At 47.5% G+C, this 17,914-nt stretch carries 15 protein-coding genes; 6 read left to right on the top strand and 9 right to left on the bottom strand.

Features of this window, described 5'->3' with window-relative positions; genetic code table 11:
• Positions 1–11: 11 nt before the first annotated feature.
• Complete coding sequence (locus H8K32_RS00470; protein WP_186910506.1) at positions 12–230, bottom strand: YjfB family protein; 219 nt, start codon at positions 228–230, stop codon at positions 12–14.
• A gap of 302 nt (positions 231–532) precedes the next feature.
• Here H8K32_RS00470 and H8K32_RS00465 point away from each other — a divergent pair, with 302 nt between their 5' ends.
• A complete protein-coding gene (locus tag H8K32_RS00465) occupies positions 533–1,108 on the top strand; it encodes an outer membrane beta-barrel protein (RefSeq protein ID WP_186910505.1) in 576 nt (191 codons plus the stop codon).
• An 85-nt stretch (positions 1,109–1,193) separates the two neighbouring features.
• Here H8K32_RS00465 and ppc read toward each other — a convergent pair whose 3' ends face one another.
• The 4 genes from ppc to edd all read right to left on the bottom strand — a co-directional run bounded on the left by ppc (position 1,194) and on the right by edd (position 8,524).
• Positions 1,194–3,980, bottom strand: a complete 2,787-nt coding sequence (gene ppc, locus H8K32_RS00460; RefSeq protein ID WP_246447051.1) for a phosphoenolpyruvate carboxylase — start codon at positions 3,978–3,980, stop codon at positions 1,194–1,196.
• Positions 3,981–4,231: 251 nt separating this feature from the next.
• Positions 4,232–5,866, bottom strand: a complete 1,635-nt coding sequence (gene pgi / locus H8K32_RS00455) for a glucose-6-phosphate isomerase (protein WP_186910504.1) — start codon at positions 5,864–5,866, stop codon at positions 4,232–4,234.
• 158 nt (positions 5,867–6,024) lie between these two features.
• Positions 6,025–6,666 carry a bifunctional 4-hydroxy-2-oxoglutarate aldolase/2-dehydro-3-deoxy-phosphogluconate aldolase gene (gene eda, locus H8K32_RS00450; RefSeq protein WP_186910503.1) on the bottom strand — a complete coding sequence of 214 codons (642 nt, stop codon included), beginning with the start codon at positions 6,664–6,666 and terminating at the stop codon, positions 6,025–6,027.
• Positions 6,667–6,682: 16 nt separating this feature from the next.
• Positions 6,683–8,524: a phosphogluconate dehydratase gene (gene edd, locus H8K32_RS00445; RefSeq protein WP_186910502.1), complete on the bottom strand. Its 1,842-nt coding sequence runs from the start codon at positions 8,522–8,524 to the stop codon at positions 6,683–6,685.
• Positions 8,525–8,863: 339 nt separating this feature from the next.
• On the opposite strand from edd, the gene zwf reads away from it, so the two are divergent.
• The 4 genes from zwf (at position 8,864) to H8K32_RS00425 (ending at position 12,994) form a co-directional block, all read left to right on the top strand.
• Complete coding sequence (gene zwf, locus H8K32_RS00440; protein WP_186910501.1) at positions 8,864–10,324, top strand: glucose-6-phosphate dehydrogenase; 1,461 nt, start codon at positions 8,864–8,866, stop codon at positions 10,322–10,324.
• Positions 10,325–10,338: 14 nt separating this feature from the next.
• Positions 10,339–11,007 carry a 6-phosphogluconolactonase gene (pgl, locus tag H8K32_RS00435; protein WP_222612971.1) on the top strand — a complete coding sequence of 223 codons (669 nt, stop codon included), beginning with the start codon at positions 10,339–10,341 and terminating at the stop codon, positions 11,005–11,007.
• A gap of 146 nt (positions 11,008–11,153) precedes the next feature.
• Positions 11,154–12,047: an SIS domain-containing protein gene (locus tag H8K32_RS00430; RefSeq protein WP_186910499.1), complete on the top strand. Its 894-nt coding sequence runs from the start codon at positions 11,154–11,156 to the stop codon at positions 12,045–12,047.
• 104 nt (positions 12,048–12,151) lie between these two features.
• Positions 12,152–12,994 (top strand): HDOD domain-containing protein, encoded by an 843-nt coding sequence (locus tag H8K32_RS00425; RefSeq protein ID WP_186910498.1) that lies wholly within the window; start codon positions 12,152–12,154, stop codon positions 12,992–12,994.
• A 100-nt stretch (positions 12,995–13,094) separates the two neighbouring features.
• Here H8K32_RS00425 and ribA read toward each other — a convergent pair whose 3' ends face one another.
• Together ribA and ilvD are read right to left on the bottom strand one after the other, a co-directional pair.
• Entirely contained in the window at positions 13,095–13,727 is a 633-nt protein-coding gene (gene ribA, locus H8K32_RS00420) for a GTP cyclohydrolase II (protein WP_186910497.1), read from the bottom strand.
• A 355-nt stretch (positions 13,728–14,082) separates the two neighbouring features.
• Positions 14,083–15,960, bottom strand: coding sequence for a dihydroxy-acid dehydratase (ilvD, locus tag H8K32_RS00415; RefSeq protein ID WP_186910496.1), 1,878 nt, complete (start codon positions 15,958–15,960; stop codon positions 14,083–14,085).
• Positions 15,961–16,180: 220 nt separating this feature from the next.
• Between ilvD and H8K32_RS00410 the strand changes: the two genes are divergently transcribed.
• Positions 16,181–16,852, top strand: coding sequence for a hypothetical protein (locus H8K32_RS00410; protein WP_186910495.1), 672 nt, complete (start codon positions 16,181–16,183; stop codon positions 16,850–16,852).
• A 24-nt stretch (positions 16,853–16,876) separates the two neighbouring features.
• Here the strand turns inward: H8K32_RS00410 and H8K32_RS00405 are convergent, their stop codons facing one another.
• Both H8K32_RS00405 and H8K32_RS00400 read right to left on the bottom strand, forming a co-directional pair.
• Positions 16,877–17,338 (bottom strand): AraC family transcriptional regulator, encoded by a 462-nt coding sequence (locus tag H8K32_RS00405; RefSeq protein WP_186910494.1) that lies wholly within the window; start codon positions 17,336–17,338, stop codon positions 16,877–16,879.
• Positions 17,335–17,874 (bottom strand): GNAT family N-acetyltransferase, encoded by a 540-nt coding sequence (locus tag H8K32_RS00400; RefSeq protein WP_186910493.1) that lies wholly within the window; start codon positions 17,872–17,874, stop codon positions 17,335–17,337. Before H8K32_RS00400 ends, H8K32_RS00405 begins: the two co-directional genes overlap by 4 nt.
• Positions 17,875–17,914: the final 40 nt, after the last annotated feature.

Raw genomic sequence — 17,914 nt, 5'->3', positions numbered from 1 at the left:
TAGCTGTCAGCTTAGGCCGTTGTATTAACATTTCGCCCCAAGTTAAGAGGTAAATTAGAGACCGACGGCGTCGTTGCGACCGGGGTTGGGGTTGGAATTGCAGAAATCAACGCAGCAGCATTTTGCGCCTCAATATCGTTAGCACGTTTTAACACGGCAATATTGACGGCATCACTCGTTCCTACTTGTGCCAGTGTTGTTGCAACATTAGCAATATCAGTAACTTCCATGACAATTCCCCTTATCTATATGAGTGATAACGGCAAGCCTTAACTGCTTCTTTAATTTATTTTGCTCAAAAATTACATTTAAATTTTTACGGCAAGCGCAATTACGCAATCATTCTAAATAACAGATCTTTATTGCATAAATAACAATAAATGATTACGTCAGCACAATTCATTAAAGAAACGAACGTTCGTGCAATAAAAAAACCAATTTGTTACAATGCAACCCGCCTGAGATTTTACGATTACGACTATTTCAATCAAGAGCTCTCTCAGGGAAAAATTCTTATTACACAAGGTCTACCATGTTCAACACAAAAACCATGTCCGCCGTCGTTGCGCTCGTCGCATTCACTTTCAGTGCCAATTCTATGGCACAAGCATACGTAGGCGGTACAGTGGGTCAGGCACGCTGGGAAACCAGCTGCTCTCAAGCAAGTTTTTGCGATACCTATGACACTTCTTTCTCAGTGTTAGGCGGCTATCATTTCAACGCGAACTGGGGCACAGAAGCCAGCTACACGTCTTTAGGCACTATTCACGCAAGCAGCTACACAGCAACCGGTCCAGCTGCTGCGTCGATCAAGGCGAAAGGATTTGATCTCTCTGGTGTCTATCGCCACCAGATCATGGAAAAAGTGGAAGGTTTTGCTAAAGTTGGCATTGCATTTACAAAGGCAGAGACCAACGGTTACGCTGGTGGGTGGCCAATCAACGGGTCATTGAACTCAACTAAACCTGTCTTTGGCTTTGGGGCCACATACGCAATCACTCCGCGCATGGCATTAAGAGCAGAAATCTCATCTCGCAAAGTGGATATGACTACCACTACCAGCACCACCGCAAACAATTTTAGTGTTGGTCTGCAAGCAGGTTTCTAAATTTTTACGATGTAAAAAAAAACCGCAAACACTAAAGTATTGCGGTTTTTTCGTCTGACGAGATTGAGAAACGTAATACCCAGCCTCAACCACTATTACGCAAACCGGCAGCGATACCGTTAATCGATAAATGAATACCACGACGAACGCGCTCATCCTCATCACCGTTACGGAAACGCTCTAACAACTCCACTTGCACGTGATTTAATGGTGAAAGATAAGGGAACCGATTTCTGATAGAACGTGCTAACAATGGATTCGCAGCCAGCAACTCATCCTGACCAGAAATCGCCTTTAACACCTCGATTGTCAACGCATGTTCTGCTTCCATGCGCGGGAAAATACGTGCGCGTAAAGCATCGTCCTTGACCAATTGCGCATAGCGACTCGCAATCCCTATGTCACTCTTCGCCAACACCATCTCCATGTTGGACAATACGGTCGAGAAGAACGACCACTCTTTGAACATGGCTTGCAAGGTTTGCAGGCCATCTTCCGGGTGTGTTTTTAAGTAATGCTGAACGGCAGCACCAAAACCAAACCAACCCGGTAACATCAAACGACATTGCGACCAACTAAATACCCAAGGGATCGCCCGCAAATCTTCAATCGCAGTCGATTTCTTTCGTGATGCCGGACGGCTGCCAATATTCAATCCGGCAATTTCTGAAATCACTGTCGACTCCCAGAAATATTGCTCGAAACCTTCTGTCTCATAAACCAGATCGCGATAGGCTTTAAATGCATGCGCAGACAGCTCTTCCATTGCTGATAAAAATTCTGGCTTAGGCGGCTGTTCAGCATCTGCAAGCATACTGGCTTCCATCGTGGCAGCAGCCAATACTTCGAGATTGCGACGGCCTACCTCCGGATTACCGTATTTAGCGGTAATCACTTCGCCTTGTTCAGTCAGGCGAATCTGCCCCTGTACTGCACCCGCGGGTTGCGCGAGAATCGCCTGATAGCTGGGGCCACCGCCACGACCTACAGAACCACCGCGACCATGGAATAAACGCAGTCGCACTTGATGACGGGAAAACACCTGCACCAGATCAAGTTCAGCTTTATACAATTCCCAGCCAGAAGTCAGAAAACCGCCATCTTTATTACTATCGGAATAACCCAACATCACTTCCTGCGCATTGTCACGACTAGCCAGCAGGCGTGCGTAAGCAGGAATAGCAAACAATCTATCCATTACTGGCGCACTATTTTGCAAGTCTTCAATCGTTTCAAAAAGCGGGATAATATTGACGTCGAGACGCCCTTCTGCCGGATGCAGTAAGCCAGACTCCTTGAGCAATAGCGCTAATTCCAACATATCCGACACGCCGTCGGTTTTGGAGATAATGCAATTTGGAACTGCGCCATCACCGTAACGTTTTTTTGCGGTTGCTGCTGCGCGATAAATCGCTAATTCAGATTGCGTTTCTTCGGAGTACACCAGATACGGCGAAGCCAATGGTCGGGCAGAACTGATTTCAACAATCAAGGCCGCAATACGCTCTTCTTCCGACATCGCCAGATAACTTACTGCTGGATTCGCTGCTTGCAATAATTCAGCGACGACGCGCTCATGCACATCAGAATTCTGACGCAAATCGACAGGTGCCAAATGGAAACCAAATACTCTTACAGCACGACGCAAGTGACGCAGACGGCCGCGCGTAATCGCTGCAGAACCGTGCTCCAACAAAGATTGGTGAACGATATCAAGATCCGCTGCCAGCTCTTCGGCTGTCGCATACACCGGCGCATCACCGCTAGGCGCAATCGTTGGCAACAAACCCAGTAAATGCGTATACGTCGCTGCAACACGTGCATAAATGCCGCTGATCGCCAGGCGATATGGTTCATCAGAACGATGTGGAGAGTGATCGGGGGAACGCTGCGCCAAGGCCTGCAACGCGTCAGACACTTTAACCAACAAAGTCGCCATCGATAACTGAGAGCCTAAGGTATGCAATTCATCGAGGTAAAATTTAAATGCACGGGTGCTTTGCATCGCCAGTGTTTTTTCGAGTATTGTCGCTGTCACAAACGGGTTACCGTCACGATCACCACCGATCCAGCTACCCATTTTCATAAAACTCGGCAACTCTGTCTGCTTAAATGCAGGATCTTTACTGACCAGCAAATCTTCCAGACCGGCGTACAACTGCGGTAATTCGTGTAAAAACGTGTAGTCGTAAAAACTCAAGCCATTTTCTACTTCATCCAGCACGGACAATTTGGAAGTGCGTAGCATGCGGGTTTGCCACAGCGTAAGTACCGCACGCCCTAATGCTTCTTCATTCGCTGCCGCTTCTTCTGGAGTCAATTGCATACGGTCACGCTCGTCAAGCAATCGCGTAATCACCATCTGGCAATTCAAAATACTCTTACGCTGAACCTCGGTCGGATGCGCGGTCAATACCGGCACAACCTGTGCAGTCTGAAAAAAGTCAACGAGCTGCTGCGTGGTGTGTCCGGTGTTATAAAGTGCTTCTATCGTATGTGCCAGACTACCCGCACGCGGTGCAGAGCCAGCAATCTGATGGGCACGGGTACGGCGAATATGATGCTGATCTTCTGCCAGGTTCACCAAATGCGAAAAATAGCTGAATGCGCGAATCACTTGTGTCGTCTGATCATTGGTCAGACTATCCAGGGTCGACTCCAGCTCGGTCCGCGCCGCCTCATCCGCATCACGTCGGAAGCGGATCGAGTTTTGTCGTACTTGCTCAATTAAATCGAACACTTCGTCACCGTGTTGATTTCTTACCGTATCACCTAACAGGCGCCCAAGGCGGCGAATATCTTCGCGCAAGCTTTGGTCTTTATCGTCGTCTTTATCGTTCATTTTGTGTTGAGGTTGGAGGTGAGTATTCATGCTGACGAAATTCTACGGTAGGAGTAATCAAGGAAAGATGAAAATTCTTGATGCATTACATTGCGCACGCAATTTCCTCAGGCATCCCAGGATAAAACCGTGAATTGACGTGAGGCTTACATACAACAATTAATACAACAAACGACACAGATCACAGAACACGCCAGGTGAAGAAGACCACGGAAAGTCGTTCAAATACCGACTTTCCGTTCCCCACGCAGCTATGCAATGAGATTGGATGATATGGGCATCTACGCAGCGTTTTTATACTTTTGACTACGCTTAACCGCCATGAGCAGGCCTTTGGTTGAGCTATCATATTCTTCTTTGACTGCGGCAGGATCAAGACTAATCAATTGCTGCGCCAGTGATTTGCCCAACTCGACGCCCCACTGATCAAACGCATTGATATCCCAGATCACGGATTGCACGAACACCTTATGCTCATACAGCGCGATCAGAGCACCAAGGCTACGCGGCGTCAATTCATTGAGGAGTACCGTTGAGGTTGGCCGATTGCCCTCAAATACGCGCGGTGCCAGCATTTTTTCTGGCAAATCACCCAATTCTGCACGAACCTCTTCCATACTCTTGCCCCAAGCCATGGCTTTGGATTGTGCAAAACAATTTGCCAGCAAGGCTTGATTGTGCCCAGGCAAACCAGCGTCATCATCGGCGACAACAATAAAATCAGTCGGAATTATCGTTGCACCTTGATGCAATAGCTGGAAGTAAGCATGTTGGCCATTAGTCCCTGCTTCGCCAAATAGAATAGGTGACGTGGTGTAATCAACGCGATGACCTTCACGCGTGACCGACTTGCCGTTACTTTCCATTTCAAGCTGCTGCAAATACGCCGGTAAGCGCGTCATACGTTGATGGTAGGGTGCAATCGACAACGCTTGCAAACCCAGGAAATTAATATTCCAGACCCCAATCAATGCCATTAACACTGGCAGATTTTGCTCTAACGGCGCTTGCGCAAAATGTAAATCCATTTCATGCGCACCCGCCAGCATTTCTTCAAAACGATCTGCGCCAACGTACAAAGCAATCGACAGACCGATCGCACTCCACATCGAGTAACGACCACCCGCCCAATTCCAGAACGGGAACACATTTTCAGGGGCGATACCAAATTCAGAAGCAGCCTGCACGTTGGTACTCAATGCAACAAAGTGTTGACGAATTTGATCTACAGGGCAGCCATGCGCCAGCATCCAATCACGTGCGGTACGCGCATTGGTCAGCGTTTCCATCGTCGTGAAGGTTTTTGATGCAACCACAAACAAGGTTGTTTCCGGATCAGCATTAGCGAGGGCGTCTGCAACGTGACGACCGTCGACATTCGAGACAAAATGCAAGGACAGGTTTTTTTGCGACCAAGGTGCCAGGGCGATACATGCCATTTGCGGCCCCAGATCAGAACCACCAATCCCAATATTGACGATGGTGCGTATCGCTTTGCCGGTATAACCAAGCCAACGCCCTTCGCGCACCGCATCACTGAAGGTGCGCATCTGCGCCAGCACTTGATGGACATCCGCCGCAATGTTGACGCCATTCAAATCAAATGACTCACCTTTCGGCAAACGCAAGACCGTGTGTAGCACTGCGCGATTCTCAGTATGGTTAATCGCTTCACCACGCAACATCGCATCGCGTCTCGCTTCAACATCCTGCTGCCGCGCGAGTGCCAGCAAATTCAGCTTCGCCGTCGTATCAATTCGCTGCTTAGAATAATCGAGCATAATCCCGCATGCTGACGCCGAAAAATGCGTAAAGCGTTGCGGGTCAGCGCGAAATAATTCTTTTAAATTAGGCAAATTGGTTGCACGTTGCTGCAACAAACACCAAATCGGAGTACGCGAAACGGAAGTAGCCATGATCTTGCTTTTACACTTTGAATTTTAGTTTTTGCAAAAATGGGAGGAATATTGCCGTCATCGCCAGGATTACCCTTTGGAATCTTAACTAACGGCGTCTCTTAAAAATATTCCACCCAGGTCGGATAAAAAATGACGAACAAAAATGACAAATAAGTTTATTTCTTACCTGCTTGTGCGGCCGCAGCTGCCAGCGTCGCAATCGCAGTCCAATCACCAGCATTGATCAGCGATGCCGGACACATCCAGGAACCACCAACACACAAGACATTTGGTTGCTGCAACAGAGCAGGCGTTGATTCCACGGTCACGCCGCCAGTTAGGCAGAAACGTACATCAGGGAATGGACCACCCAACGCCTTTGCCATTTTGGTGCTGCCGACGATATCGGACGGGAACAATTTAACTACATCAAAACCATGCTCCAGTGCCAACATCAAATCACTCGCACCGCCAACACCCGGGAAATAAGGCAAGCCTGATTCTGCCGCCGCTTTTGCCAGCGCTGGCGTAATGCCTGGGCTAATACCAAAGGCGGCGCCAGTTTCTTTCACGGCATCCAATTGTGCTTGGGTCAAAATCGTACCTGCACCAACGGTGACGGTTGGACACGCCTTAACCACTTCACGCAGCACTGTCATCGCATTTGGTGTGCGTAAAGTAATTTCAACCGCTGGCAAACCATTTTCTGCCAAGGTAGTCACACAACGAATTGCCTGATCCACGTCATCGGTCACCAAAATTGGTAATACACGGATTTGGTCCAGTTGAGTGATGATGTCTTGTTTCGTGAATGCCATAATAATCTCTCCAAAATTAATCGATAAACAAAGTCGAAGCACCATGTTCAGGCGCTGTTACTACGCGACGTTGCGCTGCAAATAAATCGCGACCATAACCAAAAGTTTCGTCTTTGCTTAATGTTCTTACCGTGCGTTGATCCCATTCTTGCTCATCGACCAAGGCACGCAATTCGCCGGTGTGGACATTCAATTCAACCAAGTCACCATCACGTACTTTGCCCAATGGCCCACCTTGAGCAACTTCCGGGCTCACATGCAGAGCTGCCGGAATACGTCCGGAAGCACCAGACATGCGACCGTCTGTGACCAAGGCAACTTTATAACCGGCCGACATCAAACTTCCGAGGATAGGTGTGAATTGATGCAGCTCAGGCATGCCATTCGCCTGCGGCCCCTGGAAAATCACGACCGCAACAAAATCTATATTCAATTCACCGGCTTTGTATGCTTTGACCAGTGCATCTTGCGATTCAAAAATCTTCGCTGGCGCTTTGACTATCCACGCTTCTTCAGGCACTGCCGATGCTTTGACGATTGCGCGCCCCAGATTGCCTTGCAATAAGCGCAGACCACCGGTAGCGGCAAATGGCTCAGTCACATTACGTACAACCGACGTGTCGGTTGAGTGCGCTGGCAAAGCTTGCCATTGGACTTGATTATTTTCAGTCAGGACTGGACGCGAGGTATGTGAATGCAGACCATGATCGCCATACACGGTCATCACATCACCATGCATCAAACCAGCGGACAGCAATTCGCGAATCACAAAAGTTGGCCCGCCTGCATCTTCAAATGCATTCACGTCTGCAGTGCCGTTTGGATAAATACGTGTCAGCAAAGGAATGACAGATGACAATTCATCAAAATCCTGCCAGTCAATGAGAATACCAGCAGCGCGAGCAACGGCAATCCAGTGAATTGTATGATTGGTGGAGCCGCCAGTTGCCAGCAATGCGATGACAGCATTGACAATAGTTTTTTCATTCACCAATTGACCGATAGGTTTGTAATTGCCGCTCTGCTCGGTCATTTGCAAGACGCGCTCGACGGCGGCGTCGGTCAATACCTGACGCAATGGATCTGAAGGATGAACAAAAGCCGCACCCGGCAAATGTAAGCCCATGGCTTCAAGCAACATTTGATTACTATTTGCCGTACCGTAGAAAGTACAGGTACCTGCACTATGATAAGCCGCGCTTTCAGCCGCCAATAATTCTTCTTTGGTGGCTTTCCCTTGCGCATAGCGCTCACGCACAGCAGCTTTTTCTTTATTCGATAAACCAGAACCCATCGGACCTGCGGGGATGAAAATGGTTGGCAAATGTCCGAACGCCAAAGCACCGATCAACAACCCCGGCACGATCTTGTCGCAAATACCTAAACACAAGGTCGCGTCAAAAGCATCATGTGTCAAAGCAACCGCCGTCGCCTGCGCGATCACATCACGGGAAAACAAGGACAATTCCATACCAGGACGACCTTGCGTCACGCCATCGCACATCGCTGGCACCGCACCCGCCACCTGCGCGGTTGCACCAAAGCGCAACGCAGTCTGACGGATTTGTTGCGGATACGACTCGTAGGGTTGATGCGCAGACAACATGTCGTTGTAGGCGGTAACGATGCCGATGTTAGGTTTTTGTGCCTGATTCAGCCAAATTTTAGTACCACTATCCATCGCCGCATTTGCATGCGCCTGATTGGCACAAGACAAACTGGCACGACGCGGGCCACGGCCACGCATTTTTTCTAACTGGGAAAGATAAGCACTGCGAAGGGTTTTGCTGCGCTCAATAATACGTTGTGTGACCTGGTTGATGACCGGGTGCAACGCGACGGAAGGAGATGTTGTCATAAACTCACCTATACCCCTGAGGGGTTGAAATAATAAAGCTTGTCAAAAATACTTATACGATGGGTAGAAAGATAGCATAATTAGGTATTTTTCGTAACAAACTTTCAGAAATTTATTTAATAGCTGTTTTTTTATGCAAAACAATCAAATTTATCGTAATGAAACTACATTTCTGAAGTTTTTCTGGCATAATCAAAACGCTGGGAGAATGAGAAATAGTTTCTGCCACGTCCTTTTGCAGTGTGAATAATGGTAATCAAATAGCGGTCATCCGCTCTTTCGATAGCAAGAACATCTGGATTCAAAACAGAACAACTTAGAACACATCACGGAGTCAGTATGACCACATTTGTTTTATTTGGCGGCACAGGCGATCTCGCTAAGCGCAAGATCATCCCTGCTTTATACAGCGCGTTTGTCAATGGCCGACTGGATGAGGATTTCAAATTTATCGGCGCGGCACGTGAAGGCCTGAAAGATGATGAATATCGCTCACGTGTTGGCAACAGCATTAGCGAATATGCGTCCAAAGTGAGTGGTTCTACGCCTGAAAAACTGACGGCGTTTCTGGCATTGACACATTACACAAAGATCGATGCCCGGGTGCCGGAAGATTTTCAATCATTGAAGTCTTCGCTCAACACCTCCGACACAAATGCAACCTTGTTCTATCTGGCAACGGGTCCAGATATTTTTATTCCTGTCGTTGAGCAATTATCCAAACACGGTCTGGTCGAAGGCAATGCGCGCGTCGTCGTTGAAAAACCATTAGGCAGAGACGCACAATCCGCCAAAGAAATCAATCAGTCTCTGCGTAATTATCTGAACGAAAACCAGATTTATCGTATCGATCACTATCTCGGCAAAGAGATGGTGCAAAACTTATTGGCATTACGCTTTGCAAATTCGTTCCTCGAACCATTATGGAACCGCAAGTGGATACAAGACGTACAAATTTCAATTTCAGAACAAGTTGGCGTCGAATCACGCGGCGACTTTTATGACCACACTGGCGCTCTGCGCGACATGGTGCAAAATCACTTGCTGCAATTAGTTTCCATCGTTGCGATGGAGCCGCCAGTCAACGCGAACCCAGATGCGATCCGCGATGAAAAAGTAAAAGTGCTGCGAGCCTTACATAAATTCACTCCGGACGAAGTCAGTAAAAAAACCGTGCGTGGACAATACCGCGCTGGCGCAGTCGATGGCCAACCAGTGATAAGCTATCAGACTGAGCCTGGCGTACCACAAGCCAGTCGCACTGAAACCTTTGTCGCGATCCGCGCCGAGATTGATAACTGGCGTTGGGCTGGCGTGCCGTTTTATCTGCGTACTGGCAAACGTATGGCAACCCGCAGCGCAGAAATCACGATTAATTTCAAACCAATTCCGTATTCCATTTTTGGCCAATCACAAGGACCTATGCGCTCGAATCGTCTGGTCATTTCTTTGCAACCAGAAGAAAGCGTGCAATTGTTTATGAAAGCCAAAGAGCCTGGCGAAGGCATTCGTTTGTCTGATGTCGCACTGAATCTGGACTTTGCAGAAGCATCGAATTCCCGCCGCGTCGAATCTTATGAACGCCTGTTACTCGATGCGATGCATGGTGATCTGACGCTGTTTGTACGTGATGATGAATTGAGCGCGGCATGGGCATGGATAGATCCAATCATGAATGCCTGGCAAAACGACCATGAAGGTTTGAAATCCTACATCGCAGGTAGCTGGGGTCCTTCTTCTGCCAGCTATTTATTAGCGCAACACGGTGCCGCCTGGGGCGAAGAATACGTAGAGAATTGATCAATATGTCCAATATGAATTTTCACACTTTTGATAACTTCAGCGCGCTCAGTGATGCGCTCAGCCAGCAATGGTTAGACATCATTCAAGCTGCACCTGAAGGCTCTTGTTTTGCGCTGGCTGGCGGCTCCACACCGGCGCCCATTTATCAACGCCTGGATGATTTGCTGGCGCAAACAAGCCAACGTCATCCAATCAAATTGGTAGCTACCGATGAACGCTGGGTCAGCGACGCGGATCAGCAAAGCAATGAAGGCTTGTTTCGCCGTTGCCTGCAAAAGTCAGCCGAGAAAAAAAACTGGCAGTTAGTATCGTTAAAAAACGCCAGTACCTCGCCAGAAGTAGCGACCGCTGCTATCGATGATAGACTGCAAACACAGCTACCACAGGCTTTCAGTGCGGTATTGCTGGGTATGGGCGCTGATGGCCACATTGCCTCACTGTTTCCTGGCGCACCTACGCAACACGACAACTTGACTTGTCTAGCAGCCGTCCATCCACAAACGCGTCAGAGCCGCATGTCACTCTCTCTGCCGCGACTGCTGGATACGCAAAGAATATGGTTGGTCATCACTGGTGCAGAGAAACGTCAGGTGCTAGAGCATGCAACACAAAATAATTTGCCAGTGGCTGCTTTATTGCGTGAAGCAGGCTGTACCATTGACGTTTTTTGGTGCCCATAATTAGCACCTTAATTTGTACAAAATTGATGTAACTATTGATGTAACTATTGATGTAACTATTGATGTAACTAAGCAGCATCAGGGCTAGCGCCAATTCGCAGCCAATCGCTTATTGTTGAATTAGTCCTGATCGCGAAACTCACACCATGGCAAATCCTTTTTCCGACAAGAACTCAAACACCCCTTCTGAAAAAGGGCTGTTGGCACGTATCCGCACCGCTAGCACAGCCTTAAGCCGCGCTGAGCGCCAGGTGGCAGAATTTCTGTTGCAAAAGCCGCACGATGCGCTCGAAATGTCGATACGGGTTCTGGCACAAGCTTGCGATGTCAGCGAACCGACCGTTGCGCGTTTTTCGCAAAGCCTTGGCTTTGACGGCTTTAAAACTTTTAAATTAGCTTTCGCCAAAAGTTTAGCCACAGGTATTCCCTATCTGCATCTGGATGTGAATCAGGCTGACCATGTAAAAGATGTTTTGCCAAAGGTATTCGACCGCACTATTGCCACATTGATGGAGGCACGCAACAACGCTAACACCGCAACTTTTGAAGCTGCGGTCAGCTTACTGGCACGCGCTCGAAGAATTGAATGCTATGGGCTCGGTTACTCTGGTGCGCTGGCAATTGATGCACAACTCAAATTTTTCCGCTTCGGCATTCCAACGACGGTATTTTGCGATGCCCATTTGCAAGCACAATCGGCGTCACTGCTCAATAGTGATTGCGTGGTCGTCGCCTTTTCGCGCACTGGTCGCACGCGCGACCTGATTAATAGCGTACAACTGGCAAAACAAGCTGGTGCCAAAATTTTAGTACTCTGCGCCAGCGGCGGCCCCTTAGCTGAATATGCAGATGTCCACATCAGTGTTGATGTGGAAGAAGACCCTGACATCTACACGCCAATGACCTCACGCCTCGCTCATTTAACCTACATTGATGCTCTTGCGGTAGCCGTTACCTTATTACGCGGACCAGCAGCCATCGATATGTTAGAAAGAGCCAAAATCAGTATTAGCGAGAAACGTCTGGATTCAAAAGTATAAAAAATAAGCTCACAGCGCTGTCAAGAGCATGTAGTAAAAACTACACAACCATCACCTATAGAACATTTTAGGCAATACTAGGCATGTACATCAAGGAGTAAGACATGCCGATTATTGCCATTCAACAAATCATCGAAGAAGTCAAAGATTTACCCACCCTGCCTGCTGTAGTCATGGAAATTTTGAACAATATCGACAAAGAAGATGTCGATACCCATGAGTTAGCACAAAAAGTTACGCATGATATTGCTCTAACGGCAAAAACCCTGCGCTATGCCAATTCCGCTTACTACTCGACGATGATCAAGGTCACGACGATACAGCAGGCGATCTCTTTGCTCGGTCTGAGTACAGTAAGACAAATCATCGTCACCTCGGCACTAACCGGGTGCTTTCCGGAAAACAATTGCGCTGGATTTAGTCACAAAGAATTTTGGAAACATTCCAACATTGTCGCAATCATCGCCAAAATTTTGGCACGCCGCCTGAGTTTCAATCAGGACGTGGCATTTACAGCCGGTCTTTTGCATGATGTCGGCACCTTAGTGCTGGCAACATACCATGGCGCAGACTTCGAGCAAGTACTTGCCTGGCAGGCAGAACATCAATGCACGCAATATAAAGCCGAAAAACATGTGATAGGAATTGATCATGCCGCGGTCGGCGAAGCACTGGCACGCCAGTGGAATTTTTCAGAACAAATGATCCTTGCGATTGCAGGACATCATCACCCCGAAAAACCCGGTCAGGGATTTTTGGCAACCATCGTCCATGTCGCCAACGGTATTGCACATGTTCTGAATGGCAATGCCGAACCCGATCACAGCACTCCTGAAATTACCGCATTGTCCTGGGAGAGTCTGGGACTAACTCAGGAGTCACTCGATCAGGTCTTAGCGGAAGCCAGTAAAGAATTTCAGGAACTGCAAGAAAAAATAGAGATCTGACGCAAAACTTTAAACAGATTCAGAAGTCGGCTACCCCATTTTGAAATATTAAAAGCCAGCAAATTTGAACTGGCTTTTAATATTAAGTTAGCTGTTCGGACTATAAATCTGGCTGAATCAAGTGACCCAGCTTATTAGCTTTGGTATTGAGGTAACGGTTATTGTATTGATTGCGTTCAATAATCAAAGGAACATGTTCCGCCACCGTCACATTTAAGCCTGCCATCGCAGCCAGCTTACGCGGATTATTTGTCATCAAACGCAAAGATTGAATACCCAGATGTTTAAGCATAGGGTCGCACAAACCATAGTTGCGCAAATCGGCGGCAAAACCTAAGAGCTGATTTGCCTCAACGGTATCAGCGCCATCATCTTGCAAGTGATAGGCCCGTACTTTATTGAGCAAGCCGATACCACGGCCCTCCTGACGCAAGTACAGCAAAACACCACGACCTTCTTGTGCGATTTTTTGCAAAGCCATTTCCAGCTGCGGGCCGCAATCACAACGCTGACTAAACAAGGCATCACCAGTCAAACACTCTGAATGGATACGCGCCAATACTGGCTGCCCATCAGCAACCTCACCCAGCGTCAGGGCAATGTGCTCTTTGCCGGTTGCTGGTTCAAAGAAAGCATGCATATGAAAATTAGCCCAGGTTGTAGGCAATTGACAGGAATCGACAAATTCCAAAACCTGCTCTTGGTTTTCTGCAGGCGGGTTGTTGCTTAACATACGGTTCTCGCGAATTCTTCTTTTAAACAGCCTTGCGGCACGCAAGTCACTGACAAATTGTGGCAAATGTTCCAAGTGACGGGCTAACAATACGCTGTTAGTATTAAAAATAGTAAGGATGACAAAAAAAATATCACCAAAAGAAGAAGTATAAACGACCTGCGCAAATCTTACCGGATTGCCTGAGAATTGCTTCCAATTCAATCTGAAAAGCTCAAATGATGCACATCACAGGCAGGGTGAGGGCAACCTGCGCTGTGATAGTGATTGCATTGATTTGGCGGATTACACCCGCCCTAAGGTTACTTCGCCCACATGCACTAAAGATGGATGAATGTACGTTATTCAACCGTACTTATTTCCGTTTCAATTGCGTAATATCCCTCACTGCGCCTCGATCAGCAGATGTCGCCAAGGCAGCATAGGCTTGCAAGGCTTGAGAAACATAACGTTCACGATTGACAGGCTGCCACGCAGCATCGCCAAGCGCTTCCATTGCGACACGGCGTGCGGCCAAGTCGGCATCGCTGATTTTTAAATGGATACGACGCTCAGGAATATCGATTTCGATGATATCGCCCTCTTCTACCAATCCAATCGCCCCACCCTCTGCTGCCTCTGGCGAAGCATGACCAATAACCAAACCAGAAGAGCCGCCTGAAAAACGACCGTCGGTGAACAAAGCACACGCCTTACCCAGACCTTTAGATTTGATGTACGACGTTGGGTACAGCATTTCTTGCATGCCTGGACCGCCCTTTGGTCCTTCATAGCGAATAATAACGACATCACCCTCATGTACGGTATCGCCAAGAATCGCTTCGACTGCAGAATCCTGACTTTCAAATACACGCGCCTTGCCGGTGAATTTCAAAATACTTTCATCAACGCCCGCTGTTTTGACAATACAACCTTTCTCAGCCAGATTGCCGTACAACACCGCCAACCCGCCATCTTGCGAATAGGCATGGGCTTTATCGCGAATACAGCCTGCCTCACGATCTGTATCAAGACTATCAAAACGCTTGTTTTGCGAGAATGCGGTCTGAGTAGGCACGCCACCTGGCGCCGCCATAAATAAGGTTTTTATTGCAGCATCATCTGTGACCGCAATATCATTATTTGCAATAGCATCTGCCATCGTTGTGCTATGTACGGTTGGTCTGGATGTATCCAACAATCCAGCACGCGCCAGTTCACCAAGAATAGAAATAATGCCACCAGCACGATGCACGTCTTCAATGTGATACTTGTCAGTCATCGGCGCGACTTTGCAAAGGCACGGTACTTTGCGTGAGATTCTATCGATGTCTGCCATCGTAAAATCAACACCTGCTTCATTGGCGGCTGCCAGCAAATGCAAGACGGTGTTGGTTGAGCCCCCCATAGACACATCCAGCGCCATAGCATTTTCAAAGGTCGCCTTGTTAGCAATCGAGCGCGGCAAGACGGAATAATCGTCTTGCTCGTAGTGACGCTTCGCCAACTCCACAATCAGACGGCCAGCACGCAAGAACAACTCTTTACGATCAGCATGCGTTGCCAAAATTGTGCCATTACCGGGCAAAGACAAGCCCAGTGCTTCTGTCAGACAGTTCATAGAGTTAGCCGTAAACATGCCGGAGCAAGAACCGCACGTCGGACAAGCAGAACGTTCGATTCTACCAATTTCCTCATCGCTGACCTTAGAATCACCTGCTTTAATCATGGCATCAACGAGGTCGATTTTCATGATTTTTTGTTCGCCGGTTTGTTTTGGATGCAGTGTTTCCAACACTTTACCTGCCTCCATCGGGCCACCAGAAACAAACACAACGGGAATATTCAGTCGCATCGCCGCCATCAACATGCCAGGGGTGATTTTGTCGCAATTGGAAATACACACCATCGCATCTGCACAATGTGCATTGACCATATACTCGACCGAGTCAGCAATTAATTCGCGTGATGGCAAGGAATACAACATACCTCCATGTCCCATCGCGATCCCGTCATCGACGGCAATGGTATTAAATTCTTTGGCAACACCACCAGCTGCTTCGATTTCACGCGCCACCATTTGCCCAAGGTCTTTCAAATGCACGTGACCAGGAACAAATTGTGTGAATGAATTCACCACCGCAACAATTGGTTTTTCAAAATCACCATCTTTCATGCCGGTGGCACGCCACAAAGCGCGTGCGCCCGCCATATTGCGGCCGTGGGTGGTAGTGCGTGAACGATATACGGGCATGTCTGACTCCTGTCTAACTTAGATCGACGAAAAAAGGATTTCTTTACTTTGCCTTGCAAATGCTCATATGTCAAATACGCAAATAGCCAGCGATTAATATTTTAAAAGTATAAATTAATATTTTTATCCGCGCCCGTCCACGATCTATAATAAATTTATCGATCTACTATTTAAGTCAAGTGCATAGATAAATAAGCCATATATAAAGGTTAAGAAAAACATGCTGTGGATAGCTGGCTCGTTATTCTTTTGCTGGATGATGGTGCGCGAATGTTTAAGCACCTTAATCACACCTACTGGTTATGATCACCCGATTTCAAGCAAGATATCGATTCCGTTCTTAATTCTGTATGGCACACTAGCTTTAGCATTTGCCTGGCAACCATTTCAATACTGGCGTTTTGAACGTTTGCTATCAATCAAAGCAACGGAAATAGCCGACTTCCATCCAGCAAAAGTCCATTGCAACACTATTTTTGACACCTTTGTAGATCAAAATTATTTTGCAGCTGGTCATGCTGATCCTCACACCGGGAAAATCGTTTTCCAATATCCATGGTGTAATCGTCTAATGGATTACTTGCACCATCCGCAAAAAGCAAATCGCGAAGAAATCGTTAGCCTCAATATTTTTACGCATGAAAGCATGCATGTACGCGGTGAGTACAATGAAGCAAAAACGGAATGTGAAGCGGTACAAAGGAATTATCGTGCGGCAAAACTATTGGGTGTTCCAGATCAAACCGCAAAGAAAACTGCCTTAAACTACTATCTCGGTGAATACCAAAGACGCGGTGCAATTGGCGGCCTCGCTGGCTCTTATTTTTCCGCAGAATGCGCGCCTGGTAAAGCAATGGACGAACATTTGAGTGACTCAACTTGGGCACGCTAAGGTGCAATATACCAACATTAAAATTCAGCGTAGAGGAAGATAGACATCCGTCACCATCTCTGATTCACTCACGTTTGGACCCACATTAACATAATGAAAAAAGAGCGGAAAACTTCTTAGTGATTCACCACTTGCTGGTAACCAGGTTTCAGATAAATATCGTGCTGCACCGATGTTTTCTCGCGAACCAACATGACGCACCTTTGCACAACGCCCACCAGGAATAACTTTATTGACGACACCATATGAATTCAGTGGTACTTCTTGTTCCACCGAAATGCAAAAATCGGCGCGGTATAAATCTGGCGCTGTAGTAAAAGGATCGTCGTAATGCACACCGAACGTGCGATAGCGTTCTGGCGGATAACGATACTCAATCCGCCACGCGATCAAACGGCGCACGCTCTCATGTTCAAGATCGGGCGAGCCGCGATGTTCGATAGCGGCAACTAACGTCTCTGGGAAGTCAATGATTTCTACATTCATTTTTTGCCCAATAAATTCAATTCCAAAAAATGCCAATGCGCGTGCAAGGCTTCGGGAACTTCAGTTCCGGGATATGGTCCGCGCTCAATAAATCCTGTTAAACGGTAAAGTTGCTGCGCGTTTTTCATGAACGGCGCACTATCAAGTCTTAGCTTAGCATAAGCAAACTCTTTAGCATCGCTCACCACTTTATTCAACAATTGTTTTCCAAAATGCTGACCCCGAAAAGCCCCACGTATATATAAGCGCTTGATTTCAGCAACATCCAGACTGAGCGAACGCAAACCGACCATGCCAACAACTATCTCATCTTGCTTAACCAAATAAAAAACGCTACGTGGCGCTTTTTCAAAACAAATCTTATCCAGAGCGCTTTCCACGTAATCTGGAATCGACAGCCCGCTGACAACGACGAGAGAAACACCACAGACCTCCTGCATCCTCGCTGCCACCCATTCCATATATTCAATATTGATTTGAATCAGACTGGCACGGTCAGCAACTGGATCAGCAATATGAAAATCCAGTCTGCTCATACGATCTCCTTCTTCTTTTTTTATCCCGGAAATGACAGTG

The organism is Cognatundibacterium jejuense, assembly GCF_014284255.1.
Classification (GTDB): Bacteria; Pseudomonadota; Gammaproteobacteria; order Burkholderiales; family Burkholderiaceae_D; genus Undibacterium; species Undibacterium jejuense.
Note: the sequence above shows the minus strand (reverse complement) of the source record. Positions and strands in the feature narration are given on the sequence as shown.